This is a genomic window from Candidatus Puniceispirillum marinum IMCC1322 (genome assembly GCF_000024465.1).
Taxonomy (GTDB): domain Bacteria; phylum Pseudomonadota; class Alphaproteobacteria; order Puniceispirillales; family Puniceispirillaceae; genus Puniceispirillum; species Puniceispirillum marinum.
In genome coordinates, this window is sequence record NC_014010.1 from 2185171 (window position 1) to 2199856 (window position 14686).

The 14686-nt window shown below is 52.1% G+C and carries 15 protein-coding genes; 10 read left to right on the forward strand and 5 right to left on the reverse strand.

The features are described 5' to 3' along the window. Nucleotides 1-52 precede the first annotated feature (52 nt). On the forward strand, nt 53-1231 hold the full coding sequence (locus SAR116_RS10185; RefSeq protein WP_407921264.1) for an acyl-CoA dehydrogenase: 1179 nt from the start codon (nt 53-55) through the stop codon (nt 1229-1231). A 37-nt stretch (nt 1232-1268) separates the two neighbouring features. Here SAR116_RS10185 and SAR116_RS10190 read toward each other — a convergent pair whose 3' ends face one another. Together SAR116_RS10190 and SAR116_RS10195 are read right to left on the reverse strand one after the other, a co-directional pair. Then, entirely contained in the window at nt 1269-1892 is a 624-nt protein-coding gene (locus SAR116_RS10190; protein ID WP_049757532.1) for a nucleotidyltransferase family protein, read from the reverse strand. Continuing rightward, entirely contained in the window at nt 1889-2848 is a 960-nt protein-coding gene (locus SAR116_RS10195) for an XdhC family protein (RefSeq protein ID WP_013046853.1), read from the reverse strand. The genes SAR116_RS10190 and SAR116_RS10195 overlap by 4 nt, the downstream gene beginning before the upstream one ends. 149 nt (nt 2849-2997) lie before the next feature. Here SAR116_RS10195 and SAR116_RS10200 point away from each other — a divergent pair, with 149 nt between their 5' ends. The 6 genes from SAR116_RS10200 (at nt 2998) to eda (ending at nt 9334) form a co-directional block, all read left to right on the forward strand. Further along, complete coding sequence (locus SAR116_RS10200) at nt 2998-3471, forward strand: SRPBCC family protein (protein ID WP_013046854.1); 474 nt, start codon at nt 2998-3000, stop codon at nt 3469-3471. A 276-nt stretch (nt 3472-3747) separates the two neighbouring features. Further along, nucleotides 3748-4722, forward strand: a complete 975-nt coding sequence (gene glk / locus SAR116_RS10205) for a glucokinase (RefSeq protein ID WP_013046855.1) — start codon at nt 3748-3750, stop codon at nt 4720-4722. A gap of 40 nt (nt 4723-4762) precedes the next feature. Further along, nucleotides 4763-6253 carry a glucose-6-phosphate dehydrogenase gene (gene zwf, locus SAR116_RS10210; protein WP_013046856.1) on the forward strand — a complete coding sequence of 497 codons (1491 nt, stop codon included), beginning with the start codon at nt 4763-4765 and terminating at the stop codon, nt 6251-6253. Then, nucleotides 6253-6876, forward strand: a complete 624-nt coding sequence (gene pgl, locus SAR116_RS10215; RefSeq protein ID WP_013046857.1) for a 6-phosphogluconolactonase — start codon at nt 6253-6255, stop codon at nt 6874-6876. The genes zwf and pgl overlap by 1 nt, the downstream gene beginning before the upstream one ends. Next, nucleotides 6873-8702, forward strand: coding sequence for a phosphogluconate dehydratase (gene edd / locus SAR116_RS10220; protein WP_013046858.1), 1830 nt, complete (start codon nt 6873-6875; stop codon nt 8700-8702). Before pgl ends, edd begins: the two co-directional genes overlap by 4 nt. Then, a complete protein-coding gene (gene eda / locus SAR116_RS10225) occupies nt 8702-9334 on the forward strand; it encodes a bifunctional 4-hydroxy-2-oxoglutarate aldolase/2-dehydro-3-deoxy-phosphogluconate aldolase (protein WP_041860913.1) in 633 nt (210 codons plus the stop codon). Before edd ends, eda begins: the two co-directional genes overlap by 1 nt. 10 nt (nt 9335-9344) lie before the next feature. Here eda and SAR116_RS10230 read toward each other — a convergent pair whose 3' ends face one another. The 3 genes from SAR116_RS10230 to SAR116_RS10240 form a co-directional block, all read right to left on the reverse strand. Further along, nucleotides 9345-10511, reverse strand: coding sequence for an MFS transporter (locus SAR116_RS10230; RefSeq protein WP_041860914.1), 1167 nt, complete (start codon nt 10509-10511; stop codon nt 9345-9347). After that, nucleotides 10511-11452 carry a Gfo/Idh/MocA family protein gene (locus tag SAR116_RS10235; protein ID WP_238531148.1) on the reverse strand — a complete coding sequence of 314 codons (942 nt, stop codon included), beginning with the start codon at nt 11450-11452 and terminating at the stop codon, nt 10511-10513. Before SAR116_RS10235 ends, SAR116_RS10230 begins: the two co-directional genes overlap by 1 nt. Nucleotides 11453-11520: 68 nt before the next feature. Beyond that, a complete protein-coding gene (locus SAR116_RS10240) occupies nt 11521-11967 on the reverse strand; it encodes a DUF4396 domain-containing protein (protein WP_041861417.1) in 447 nt (148 codons plus the stop codon). Nucleotides 11968-12170: 203 nt separating this feature from the next. Here SAR116_RS10240 and SAR116_RS10245 point away from each other — a divergent pair, with 203 nt between their 5' ends. From SAR116_RS10245 to SAR116_RS10255, 3 genes are read left to right on the forward strand one after another with little or no spacing between them, the layout of a single operon-like run. Further along, entirely contained in the window at nt 12171-13655 is a 1485-nt protein-coding gene (locus SAR116_RS10245) for a Ppx/GppA phosphatase family protein (RefSeq protein WP_190275443.1), read from the forward strand. Between the two features lie 53 nt (nt 13656-13708). After that, on the forward strand, nt 13709-14167 hold the full coding sequence (locus SAR116_RS10250) for a hypothetical protein (protein ID WP_013046865.1): 459 nt from the start codon (nt 13709-13711) through the stop codon (nt 14165-14167). 43 nt (nt 14168-14210) lie between these two features. Then, nucleotides 14211-14675, forward strand: coding sequence for a YaiI/YqxD family protein (locus SAR116_RS10255; RefSeq protein WP_013046866.1), 465 nt, complete (start codon nt 14211-14213; stop codon nt 14673-14675). Nucleotides 14676-14686: the final 11 nt, after the last annotated feature.

A 14686-nucleotide genomic window follows, 5' to 3' on the forward strand; every position in this document is an offset into this window, starting at 1 on the left:
AAATACCACTTACGATCAGGTGATTTTGGTTCTGGAGACCGTTATGTCGAAGATGCAGCCTTTTGTATGGGATGATCCGTTTTTGCTGGAAAGCCAGCTTGAAGAAGACGAGAGATTAATCCGCGATTCCGCCGCCGCTTTTGCGGCTGAGCATCTTTTGCCGCGTGTTGAAAACGCATATATGAACGAGACTGTCGCGCCCGAGTTATTTGGCCTGATGGGGCAAACGGGCCTTTTGGGTGTTACGGTACCTGAACAATATGGTGGCATTGGTGCTAGTTATGTTGCCTATGGGCTTGTCGCCCGTGAAGTGGAGCGCATCGATTCAGGCTATCGTTCGATGATGTCGGTACAATCATCGCTGGTGATGTTTCCGATCTATGAATATGGATCAGAAGAACAACGGCTGAAATATCTGCCAAAACTGGCCAGTGGTGACTTTATTGGGTGCTTTGGCTTGACCGAACCAGATGCCGGATCGGATCCGGCGGCGATGAAAACACGGGCTGAAAAAACCAGTGATGGTTATCGGATTACAGGTTCGAAAATGTGGATTTCGAACGCGCCTATCGCCGATGTGTTTGTTGTCTGGGCGAAGTCGGACGCGCATGATGGCAAGATTAAAGGGTTCATTCTGGAAAAAGGCATGGCTGGTCTGACAGCACCCAAAATTGGCGGCAAGCTGTCTTTGCGCGCATCGGTGACTGGTGAAATTGTTATGGATGCGGTTGAGGTAGGCGAAGATGCGATTTTGCCCAACGTCGAGGGGTTAAAGGGGCCATTTGGTTGTCTTAATCGCGCCAGGTATGGCATTAGCTGGGGCGTTATGGGTGCCGCCGAAGATTGCTGGCATCGCGCGCGCCAATATGGTCTTGATCGTAAACAGTTTGATCGTCCACTGGCACAGACTCAATTGTTCCAGAAAAAGCTGGCCGATATGCAAACCGAAATTGCCTTGGGATTACAAGGGTCACTGCGCCTTGGACGGTTGATGGATGAAGGCCGCTTTGCGCCAGAAATTATTTCGATCATGAAGCGTAACAATTGTGGCAAGGCTCTGGATATTGCACGCGCGTCACGTGATATGCATGGGGGTAACGGTATTCAGATCGGGTATCATATCATGCGCCATGCGCAGAATCTAGAAACGGTGAATACCTATGAAGGCACGCATGATGTGCATGCGCTTATCCTTGGGCGGGCGCAGACTGGACTGCAAGCGTTTTTCTAGGTTGGGTTTTGGGGCTGTGCGTTTGGGCCTGATAGAATTATTGTAAATGCCTATCAAAATGCGTCCTGATAGTGTCCAGCATCTGGGGTGTGTCGGCATCCATAAATGCCGCTATATCAGGCCAATCAATCCGGCTGATTGAGCTGGCATGATCCTTTATGATTGGGCGAGCTCCTTCGTCGCCTTGCAATGCGGCCAATAATTCGAAAAATGCGTTGCCAAAGATCACCGGGTTACGGCGCTGACCTTTGCAGAATGGTAAGGTGATGGTGTTATCGGCTGCGGGGTTGGTTTTATGTGCCGCGCATAATTCGTTGATCAATATCGGTGGTATCAATGGCATATCACCAAGTGCGATCAATACATCATCAGTGTCTTTGGCCATGGCCTTTAGCCCTGCCTTTATCGAACTAGCCTGACCATATGTATAATCGGGGTTTCGGACAATTGTTACTGGCAGGCCGTCTAGCGCATCAATCACCGAATTGGCCTTATGGCCTGTTACCACAATGACTTCATCAAATTGGGTCTGGCAAATATTTTTCACGCTATGCCGGATTAGTGGTGTGCCGCCAAGCGGTGCCAGCAATTTGGTCCCTGCCTGCATACGTCTGGACAAGCCAGCAGCCAGAATGATGGCGGTGATCTTGCGTCCGATCATCTGCCATTCCGTGTGGCGATCAATTCGGCCAGAATTGATATGGCAATATCTGCCGGATGTCTGGAGCCGATATCCAGCCCCGCGGGGGCGTGAATGCGGGTAATGCTGTTGGCATCGCATCCTGCCGCCAGTAATCGCGTGACGCGTTTTTCATGTGTGCGCCGACTGCCAAGGGCGGCGATATAAAACATATCACTGGCCAGCGCCGGGATCAGCGCATCATCGTCAATTTTCGGATCATGCGTCAGCGTTATCATCGCTGTCTGGGCATCCAGCGTCATCGTCTGCAATGCGGTTTCCGGCCATTCGGTGATGATGTTACAATCGATAAAACGGGCTTCATTGGCAAAGCGGCTGCGCGGATCTATCAGCGTTACATCAAGGCCGATACGGCGCGCCATAGGAACCAGATGCTGGGCAATATGAACGCCGCCAACAACGATCAGGCGCGGGGCGGGCGGCTGGATAAAAATGAAATGCGTGTCGTTATATATCTGCGATTGCGTTATATCGGCAGGTATCGACATAGCGGCTTCACTTTTGCCGGTGCTGGCGTTGAGGGCAAAGCGAACCGTCTTGCGGGCGCGGCTTTGCGCGGCGGCGCGGGAGAGGGTGTTGGCATCAATCCCCTGATCACCAACCGGGCATAGCAGAACAGCAATCGACCCACCACAAGATAGGCCAATATCCCAAGCGGTTTCATCAGTCACGCCAAAATCAAGACGTGTGCCAGTGCCGCCAAGCTGTGCGGCCGATGCGGCGTCGATAACGGCCGCTTCGACACAACCGCCCGATACCGAACCTTCGATATGTTTATCATCACGTATCAGCATGATAGACCCCGCCTGACGTGGTGATGACCCCCATGTCTGCATCACAAAAGCTATGGCAAGTTTATGCCCTGCCTGTCGCCAGTCATCGGCCAGTTCAAGCAAGTAATTGACGTCATGTGCCATTTGGATGTTCCATAGGGGTTTCTGTTCAGTGTAAATGTATTAAGGTGCTAGGATAACGCACTTTACCAAGTCAGTTCAGTATTATTTGGCAGATAATGACTATATCACTCAGTTCGATATGGCTGGGGTCTATTTAGCAGGAAGCAGGCATGGAACTTAAAGATACATATGACATTCCGGTACCGGTTGAGACTGTATGGGCAGCCTTGAATGATACCGAAATTCTGGCAGCGACAATTCCGGGATGCCAAGAGCTGACCCGTGATAGCGACACCGCCCTGTCAGCCAAGGTAAAATTGAAAATTGGTCCGGTTTCGGCACTTTTCAGCGGTAATGTGACCTTGTCTGATCTGCAACCGCCGCATGCCTATACGATTTCGGGAAAAGGTAGTGGCGGGGTTGCTGGCGGTGCCACCGGATCGGCCAAGGTGACGCTGAGCCCGATTGATGATGGTGCGGGGACGCGGCTGTCCTATGACGTGACGGCGGCTGTCACCGGCAAGATCGCCCAGCTTGGCGCACGGCTGATTGATTCAACATCGAAAAAGCTGGCTGGGCAGTTTTTTGCCGCCTTTGCCAAGCATTTTGAAGCCGAAAGCCAGGATGAATCCAGCATTACATAGTCTGCTAGAATTACATGTTCTTTAAGATATCCCAGCAGATCGGCGAATCTGTTTATGGCCGATTTCATGGGGTCGCCCGCGATTGGAATTGGTACGATAGTTATTATAAATGCCCAATTTGATATGTCTGACTATGGACGTAGATAGGGTGAACACAGTATCATGCGTTTGAAACATTATTGCGATCAAACATAGGCCGTTGCCTGTGGGTGTCTGGGCTCTAGCTATATGACTTGGCCTTGGAGCTGGGTTGTGCATAGGGTGAGATAAAGCAGAATGAGTTTACTGGTTGCAGATATCGGCGGCACGAATGTGCGCTTTGGCGTGGCTGCCGATGCCACCGCGCCGCTGGCGCATGTGCGGATCATGACATGTGCATCATACCCGACCTTTGCCGATGCGATTGCCGCGTTTCTGGGGCCGCTTGATATTACGATAAGCTATCTTTCGGTTGCTGTTGCCGGGCCGGTGAATGACGATCTTGTTGATGTGACGAATAATCACTGGGCGTTTGACAAGGGGGCATTGATGCAGGCGCTTGGCGTTGACGGCATTCTGGTGATCAATGACTTTACCGCACAGGCGCTTGCGCAAAGTGATCCAACGGCAAATGGCAATGTACAGATTTGTGCAGGTGCGTCTGACCATAAGGCGCCTTTATTGGTGATCGGGCCAGGTACCGGCCTTGGGGTTTCGGCCTTAATCCCCGCAGATGGTGATTTTGTGCCGATCGAAGGCGAAGGTGGGCATGTATCTTTTGCCCCGCGAACAGCAGATGAAATAGCCCTGTTGGCATTTTTGAACCAGACCATGCCGCATGTATCGGCTGAGCGGGTCGTTAGTGGATCGGGGCTGGAAAATGTTTATGCGTTCATGGCTGCGCGTGCACAAGATAGCGATATGCCCGTACGGCTTGGCGCGCCTGAGATTGGTGCGGCGGCATTGGCCGATAAGGGCATTGCCCGTGATGCGGTAAATCTGATGCTGGGCTGTCTGGCAACGGTGATCGCTAATGCCGTGTTGACGATGGGGACATGGCGAGGGGTGGTGATTGCCGGCGGGATTGTGCCGCATGTGCAAAGCCTGCTTGCCGATAGCCCCTTTACAGCGCGTTTCCGGCATCAAGGGCGCATGGGCGTGTTGCTGGAAACGGTGCCAGTCTGGTTGTCGGTTGATCCATTAGCTGGCATAAAGGGTGCGCAAGCGGCAATGGCTAACCGCTATACTACCGCCCGCATGCGCCGGAAATGATATAGTAGTGCTTATACAAACTTGAAAATGGCTAACGATAATGTCTGAACTTATTCCAAAATCCGCAGAAATACCCGATAGCGATTATGTTATTGTCGGTGGCACAGGCGATCTGGCGTTGCGAAAGATTTTTCCAGCCTTGTTCTGGCGCTATCTGGCAGGTCAGATCACCACCGAATTCCGGTTGATCGCCGCCGCCCGTACATCAATGACCGTCGAAGAGTTTGCCGCCACACTACGCCCGTTTTGCGCTGATGCGATTGTCGATGAAGATGATGGCGAGGCGCAATGGGCAGGATTCATCGCGTTGATCCGGATCGTTGCGCTTGATGTTGTCAGCGGTGAGGGGGGAGTCACGCTGGCCGAGCTGGTCAATCGCCGCCTGTCGCCTGAACGCCCGTTGATTTTCTATCTGGCGATCGCCCCGACTTTGTTTGGCGCGGCCTGTGATACGATTGCCACACATGGATTGGCAGTCCCGCAAAGTCGGCTTGTTGTCGAAAAGCCGCTTGGCCATGATGGGAGCTCTGCGCGCGCGATCAATAAATTATTGCTGAATGTTTTTGACGAAGCGCAAATTTACCGGATTGACCATTATCTGGGCAAGGAGACGGTGCAGAATCTGATGGCGTTGCGGTTTGCCAATACGATTTTTGAGTCGCAATGGGGCAATCATGCGATTGACCATGTGCAGATCACTGTGGCCGAAACGGTCGGGGTTGATGGCCGTGCGTCCTATTATGACAAATATGGTGCCCTGCGCGACATGATCCAAAATCACCTACTTCAGCTTGTCTGTCTGGTCGGGATGGAACCACCTGCTTATTTCAATGCCGATCAGGTGCGCGACGAAAAGCTGCGCGTATTACGGGCAATCCAGCCGATCGCGCCAGAGGACGTGGTGCGGGGTCAATATGAAGCTGGCGAGGTGAATGGTGCGCCAGTGACAGGATATCTCGATGAGCTTGGCAAAACTTCAAACACCGAGACTTACGTGGCGTTGAAACTGACGATCGAAAATTGGCGCTGGGCTGGTGCGCCTTTCTATGTACGTACAGGCAAACGCCTTGCCCAACGTGCCAGCGAAATCGTGATTACCTTTAAAAACCGCCCGCATGATATTTTCACCAAGCCGGGTGCGCCAGCCAAACCGGATGTGCCAAACCGGCTGACGATCCGGCTACAACCGCAAGAAGGCTTGCGTTTGCAATTAACCAGCAAGGAGCCTGGCCCTGGTGGTATGCGGCTGTTTCCGTCTGAATTGAATCTGTCTTTTGATGACACGTTCGATCAACGCCTGCCTGATGCCTATGAACGGCTGTTGATGGATGTGGCGCGTGGGAATCAGACATTGTTCATGCGCCTCGATGAAGTGCTGGCCGCATGGGATATTATCGACCCGCTGATCGCGGATATCAAACAGCATGATCTATATAAATACAAAGCTGGTTCGATGGGGCCAGCACAAGGTGATGATCTGGCTCTGAGTGATGCACATGCGTGGATTGATCCACATGTAGGAGATGCGTGATGACAGATGTGGGCGTTGCGATAGCCGAATATTTATCACAAGCGATTGCCGAAAAAGGATTGGCCAGTCTGGTGGTGTCTGGTGGGTCAAGTCCGGTGCCGACATTTAAGACATTAACCACAATGCCGATTGACTGGGCACAGGTCACTATCACTTTGGTTGATGATCGTGATGTACCTGCTGACCATGCGGACTCGAATGATTTGCTGGTGCATACGCATTTACTGCAAGGCCAAGCGGCACAGGCGCATTATGTGTCACTGGCGCGCGATCCAGATGCGGTGGCAAATATAGCGCGGCCGTTTGACGTGATGTTGCTGGGCATGGGAACAGATGGGCATTTTGCCTCGTTATTTCCCGATATGATATCTGATGTAACAGCCTTTGACACAGATGCCGCGCCAGCCATCTTGCGCACCGGTATCAAGGGATCGCCAGCGCATCCGCGTATCAGCATGAATCTGGCGATGATATTACAAGCACGGCATATCATGTTATTGATACAGGGTGATGCCAAACGCGCGGTGCTGGCCGAAGCCCAACATGATCGCAGTCTGCCAGTATCGGCATTGTTGCATCAGACCATTAGCAACATTGATATTATTACGGATCAAGTATCATGACATTACATAGCGTTATTGATGCGGTCACCGACCGCATACGTACCCGAAGCCACGACAGCCGTGCGGCCTATCTGGCATCGATTGCCGATATGCAGAATGATCCGGATAGTGACCGTCGTTCGGTATCCTGTTCGAATATGGCGCATGCGGCGGCGGCGGCTGGCGGCGATCAGGATGATGTGCTGGCAATGGCCGATAAAGTAAAGCCGAATATAGGCATCATAACCGCCTATAATGACATGCTATCAGCGCATCAGCCATTTGAAAAATTCCCGCAGATTATCAAGGCCGCGGCGCGCTCGGTTGGCGCTACAGCGCAGGTTGCCGGCGGCGTGCCCGCAATGTGCGATGGTGTCACGCAAGGGCGCCCCGGAATGGAATTATCATTGCTCAGCCGTGATGTGATTGCCATGTCAACCGGGATTGGCCTGTCGCATGGTGTCTATGACGCGGCGCTCTGCCTTGGTGTTTGTGACAAGATTGTCCCGGGGCTGGTGATGGGGGCTTTGTCCTTTGGTCATCTGCCAACCATTTTTGTGCCAGCGGGTCCGATGTCAACTGGCCTAGCCAATGATGAAAAAGCCGCTGTCCGCAAAGCCTATGCCCAAGGCAAGGCAAGCCGTGCCGATCTGCTGAAATCCGAAGTGTCTGCCTATCATGGGGCTGGCACATGCACTTTCTACGGCACAGCCAATAGCAACCAGATGCTGATGGAAATCATGGGTCTGCATTTGCCCGGTGCGGCCTTTATCCATCCGCATGATGATCTTCGCCATGCGCTGACAGTGGCAGCAACGCATCAGGCCGCCGCCATTTCGCGGCAGTCGGATGATTATCGTCCGATTGGCGAGGTTCTGGATGAGCGTGCATTTGTAAATGCCATAGTCGGCTTGCACGCTACAGGCGGATCAACCAATCATACTTTGCATCTGCCAGCTATGGCGGCGGCGGCGGGTATTGAACTGACATGGGAAGATTTTGCCGATCTGTCAGAAATTGTGCCACTATTGGCGCGTGTCTATCCCAATGGCAGTGCTGATGTTAATCATTTTCATGCGGCTGGTGGTATAGGTTATGTGATCCGCGAGCTTCTGGAAGCCGGACTACTTCATGCTGACGCGCGCACAGTCTGGGGTGACAGTCTGGCTGATTACGCATCCGAACCTGTTTTTGGTACGAATAATGACGTGGTATGGAAACCGGCGGCTGGTGAAAGCCAAGATCCGGACATTCTGCGTCCAGTATCAGATCCGCATAGTGTGACCGGTGGGTTGAAAATGTTGACCGGCTCGTTGGGTAAATCAGTTATCAAAGTATCGGCAGTAGATGCCAGCCGTCATATTGTGACCGCACCAGCGAAAGTGTTTACCAGTGAAGCCGAGGTCAAGGCGGCCTTTGCCGATGGTGCGCTCAATCAGGATGTGATTGTTGTTATCCATACGCAGGGTCCACAGGCGAATGGCATGCCTGAATTGCATAGTCTGACCCCGCTATTATCGATTTTACAAGAACAGGGGCATAAGGTAGCGCTGGTAACAGACGGCCGCATGTCTGGCGCGTCGGGCAAAGTGCCTGCGGCGATTCATGTCTGCCCCGAAGCGGTGGCAGGGGGCGCTATTGCCAAGATCAAAGATGGTGACATAATCACCCTTGATGCGGTTAGCGGCGAACTTAATGTTGCGGCTGATCTTGAAGCTCGGCCATTGCCAGCAATTGCAAATCAGGCGCCACAGGAAGGCTTTGGCCGGTCATTATTTGCAAGCTTGCGTGGTAAATCCGCACCAGCAGAACAGGGAGGCGGGGTGAACCCGCTGATAAATCTATAATGAGTGATGCTAAGATGACGATTGACGATGTATTGGGGCTTGGGCATGTGATGCCCGTGATTGTGATTGATGATGCCAGCAAAGCGGTGCCGTTGGCGAAAACCCTGCTGGCCAATGATATTCGCACAATCGAGATTACCCTTCGTACCTCAGCCGCACTTGATTCGATTGCCGCCATTGCCGATCAATGCCCCGATATGGTTGTCGGCGCGGGCACAATTCTGTCGCCCGAACTGGCACTGGCATCGGCATCGGCAGGCGCGCGCTTTGTGGTCAGTCCGGGGTCAACCGAAGCTGTTATTAAAGGATGTCAGGATGCGGATATTCCGCTTTTGCCAGGTGCATCAACGGTTTCGGAAATGATGGCCCTTGCCGAACGGGGGTTTGATGTTATCAAGTTCTTTCCGGCGATGGCGGCAGGTGGCCCAAAATTCATAAAATCACTTGCTAGCCCGTTACCGCATCTGACGTTTTGCCCGACCGGCGGCATCACCGAAGCGACGGCACCAGACTGGTTGTCATTACCGAATGTGCCATGTCTTGGCGGATCATGGATTGCCCCAGCCACGCTGATCAATGATGGTGATTGGGATAGGATCGGTGCACATGCAAAGGCGGCTAGCCTGCTTTAGACAATGGGCATTAATGTGGTTTCAAGATGCGTGGCAAGGACAGGCAGGCGATACCCGAAACCAAGGCTAGCCCTGCCAATGCCAGTATGGTCATGTTCAGATCTATCATATATGCGATAAGACCAAGCAAGGCTGGCCCGGTAAGCAGACCGAAATAGGCACAGGCGATAATCATAGAAATCTGTCGCAAGGGTTTGTTGCCGCTTAGGCGACCTGCAGTGGAAATGATTAAGGGAAAGGCATTGCCAAGCGCCAGCCCCAGTAATCCATAGGCAATGATAATGATCGTTGGCTGGCCGCTATAAAGCGCGAGCGTCATAACAACCGCCGCCGCCAGCATGGGAATAGCTAGCAACAGATGTGTCTGGAAATAGGATGCCAGTCGGTCGCCGACAAGCCGGATTGATGTCATCGCCACGCTGAACATGAGGACGGGCCGACCTGCCTCTTCAAGTGACAGATTATGATATTGATGCAGATGCAGTGCTGACCAGTCCACCACCCCACCTTCAATTAAGGTACTGATGAAAATCAGCAGGCCAAGAAATGCGATGATGGCTTTGTTCAAGGATATGGTGGCGTCGCTGGTGTTGGCAGATGGTGCGGGATCGCGCACCCATTGGCTACGAAGCATCATGCCAAGGCCATAGATAACGGCACCGGCGATGATGCCAATTGAAACCATTATATTCATCTTAAATAGGCTGGTGATGACAAGCGCGCCAATCAGCATACCTGCCGAAAACATGGCATGAAAGAATGACATGCCCCGGCGGTCTGATTGCTGTTCCCATTGCGATGCCTGGGTGTTTAATCCGGCTTCGAGAAGCCCGGCGGCAATGCCTGTAAAAATGCCGGCAATATAAAAAACGGGTAGAGACAATGTTAAGAAGCAGGCAGCAATGGAAAGCGCCATTAATGGCCCACCAAGGCGCAATGTGCTGGAGGTGGGCATATATTGTTCAAACCGTGTGACCAAGGCAATGCCAGCACATAGGCTGATGCCAATAACCAGCAGAAACAAGGCCAGCATCAGAGGGTCAAGCCCAAGGCTTGCGCTACGTTCAGGTACCAGAACGCCCCACATGCCAAAAAAGGCACCTTGTCCAAAGAATCCGAATGAAATCGAAAATCTTGTCTGGCTTATATCTTGTGGGGTGATCGATGATGACAACATTAGCGATGCCGCGCAGAGAGCAAGGCATCGATAGTTTTCGTGGTTGCGCGGCTATGGGTGAAATCAGGCTTTGCCCCCGCTTTGGCACAGGCAACAAAATCTGCAACCATCAGTGCATATTGATCGCAGGCCGGAAATGACATGCGCTCAGCATCATCACCAAGGACGTTCTGACCCCATTGCGCTGTTGTTGCCCCCTGCGGATTGAACGGAATATTCAGCCGTGCCCAGCCATCACTGCCGATCACATGCACCATCTGCGATAGTGCCGAACTGCTGGAAACGGTAAAGGTCAGATGCCGCCCTTCCGGCCAGATCAGCATGCCGCTTGCCAGCTTTTCGATGCCGCGGTCACCGTCCATTTCAACATGACAAGATATATGTTCGGGCGCGCCGCCGAATAACAGCACCCCCGCCATGATCGCATAACAGCCGATATCATAAATGGGCCCGCCGCCAAAGTCGGCGACATTTCGGACATCCTGTGCGGGGCGTGGCGGATAACAGAAATGCGTCTGGATGGCATGGGGAGTGCCAATATCAACGTCGGTGATCCATGCCCATTGTGGATGATGCCGGATCATGAAGCCTTCATAAACATAAACGTCTGAAGCGCGGGATGCAGCCTCAAGCTGGTCAAGCTCGGTTTCGTTTAGGGCAATCGGTTTTTCGCATAATACATGTTTGCCAGCCTCTATCGCACGAATTGTCCATGGCACATGCAGATGATTGGGCAGGGGAATATAGACCGCCTCAATATCCGGATTAGCCAGCACATCTTCATAGCTGGACTGGATCATGCCATTATAAAGCGGATTGTCGGATGGCATATCCGGGTTGCGGCGGCCAATCTGGACAATCTCATGACCGGCTGTCTGTATCGCGGGTATTAATTTTTCACGGCTGATCTTGGCATCACCCAGAATTCCAAATTTCATCATATCACCTTGGTTGCATCAATCGTCATATCAAAGCGGTGAAGCCGCACAACGTCAAGATGAAGATGAAATTAATGGCAGGCCTTGCCAAGCGCCTTTAGCCGCCAGTAATTATAGGGAAGCGGCGCCAGAAATCCAGCCGCCAGCATCACCGGTACGACGGTGAAGGTGAGCCGCGCGCCCCCTGTTATCGCAACATCAACCAGATTCATCGCTATTTCCATGGCAAGCATCGAGACCAATGACATGCCACATGCGGTTTTAATGGCGATATCAAGCGCCATCTGACGACTAAGAATAATCGTTTCCAGAATGATCGAGGTGATAAGCCCGTTGACAATCGCCAGCGACATGATCGCCAAAGTTGACCAGGGAATGCCCGTATATTGAAAAAACGCGATGGTGCCAAGATCGCCAATGGCACAACCGATCAGACACCACATCGTATTATAGGACGCCCGCCGCCAAGTGTGACGGCATGTCCATTCGATATCTAGCTGGCCTGTAAGTAATGACATTTTCTGCCTATTCATAAAGGGTTATTTCATATTATTGAAATGGGGTCGCGCCGGTCAGGATCAATAGCCAGATCACGATAACTATTACTTATAGTATGCTGATTTTCTATCGGGTGAAATATAATCAACATTTAAATCGATTTTTCATCGTTATTTGTGCAATCCCTGCTTGTCAGCGCGCGTCATTTATCCAAGAATGGCGCATGACTCTAGCTTCTGTTTATGCCATGGCGCCAGCCAAAGCTGAAACCCGCACTGAACGTGTGGCCGTTATCGATATCGGTTCAAATTCGTTACGGCTGGTTGTTTATGCCAATAACGGGCGGTATCCGTTTCCCCTATTCAATGAACGTTCAAATTGTCGGCTTGGTGCCAATCTGGATACAACCGGAATTTTGAAGCAAGACCGTATCGATGTCGCGGTGACAACGATTACGCGCTTTGCCCATGTGCTGTCAAATATGGGTGTCAGCCGGGTATATGCGGTGGCCACAGCAGCTGTGCGCCGCGCCACTAATGCTGCCGATTTCATCACCCCTGCCGAAGCCGCGCTAGGGCATCCCATCCGCGTGCTATCGCAAAGCGAAGAAGCACATTATGTCAGCAAAGGATTGGTTCTGAATGTCCCAAGTGCCAGTGGTATTGTGGCCGATCTTGGCGGTGGTAGTCTGGAAATTGTACGCCTTGAAAAAGGCAAGGTGAAATATTCGATCAGTCTGAATATCGGGCATCTATCAACGCTCAAAGACAAGGATATCGACAAGGCGCTGGCTGGCGTAAAATGGCTTGGTGCCAAAAAGAATCTGAAATTATATGGCGTCGGTGGAAGTTTCCGCGCCCTTGGGCTGGCATTTATCGAGGAGACCCGTTATCCACTTTCGGTATTGCACGGGCTGAAAATCGATGCCGATGACGCGATTGACATTCTGAATCATATTGTCAGTGACATATCCGATGTAGGCGGCATTCCCGAAGGTCGTAAAAAGACCATGCCAACCGCCGCGCGAATCATGCGGGCTTTGATGCGCACGGCCAAAGTGGCCAAGCTGGAAATTAGCGGTAGCTCTATCCGCGATGGGGTGATCGCCGCGTATGAACTGAATGATGCCGAGCGCGCCGACTTTCTGCTGGCGGTCTGTTCGGAAATCTATCAGAACAACAGCCGCTTTCCCGATGTGCCGGAAAAGCTGTTTGCCTTTCTAAAGCCGTTGCAGATGACCTCGGATAGCAAGCAATTCAACCGGCTACTCGAAGCGGCTTGTTATTTAGCAGATTTTTGCTGGAACGAGCATGAAGATATACGTGGTGATTTGGCCGCCCGCCGTGTGCTGGGGTTGCCTGCCAACTGTGTCACACATAAAGACCGGATCTGGCTGGCGCTGGCTGTCTATCATCGGCATGTTGGACTGAAGCAGAATAAGGCACGGCCAAGAGAATTACGACATATTCTGGGTGAAGCACATCGCAAACAGGCGGTTGCTATTGGTCTGGGGCTGCGCTTTGCCATGTTCTTTAGTGGGGGCACAGCAACCGATCTTGGCAAAATACGGCTCAGCGTTGCCAAAAAGGTGCTGACCCTGCATGTGGGGGCTGGTGCCGCGGCGCTGATTGATGAACATGCAGAGCGTCGCTTTACATTGCTAGCGCAAAGCATTAAGTGCTCAGCATCGATCATCATAGAAGATTAAGACGGTTTGATCGAGCTGACTTCACGCCCACCATTTAGTAACGGATTATTGATATGTCTCAGGAAACGACGTCGCACACTTATTTCGTGTCGCTTGCCAGCATCATGGAACATCATGATGGCAATCTGGCCGCGGCGATGAAAACCGACAACCTGCGCAACTGCATTGTGACCATGCCAGTTATTATGAATGTGGGCAAAGCTGGGGATGTGGGTAAAGCTGGGGATGTAGTCAAAGCGGGCGCGCAGAATTTTTTTGTTGGCGTTGCCGTGACCTGTGATTTTGACAGTCCTGAGGCTTTGTCGGATGAATTTGCCCGCCATGCACCAGAGGGGCATATTCCGATCTTTGCATGGATTCCCGCAAACAGATTTGGCAATGATGATTTTGGTATTTTCATCGATCCGAATGATTGTGGCGAAACGCTGGTCAATGGAATGGTCGGGGAAATTATCGATCAGGCACAGATTGAAATGACCGTTACGCAGCTGGCCGAAACAATGGCGCATTAGATACAATCCAGCCGGGTCAACCATGTAAACCTTATAGGGCACTATGATGGCGATTTATGTTGATGCAGATGCCTGTCCGGTAAAAGACGAAACGGTCACGGTAGCTAACCGGCATAAGCTAGATGTCTATATCGTATCGAACGGCGGCATTCGCCCGCATCCGCACCCGCAGGTGCATATGATTATCGTAGCTACAGGTGCTGATGAAGCTGATAAATGGATCGCTGATCAGGCCAAAACTGGCGATATCGTGATCACTGCCGATATTCCGCTGGCGGCCAAAGCTGTGGCAGCAGGGGCGGCAGTTTTGCGACATGATGGTGATGTGATTACCGAGGCCAATATAGGCAACCAGCTGGCGACCCGTGATCTGATGACTGATATTCGCGCGGCTGACCCGTTATTCACCGGACCGGGTCATAAAGGTCAGCGAAGCTTTAGCAAGCAGGATCGGTCACGGTTTTTGAACAATCTGGAAATGGCAATCCGCAAGGTTAAAGGCGGGTAAAGCGCGTACAT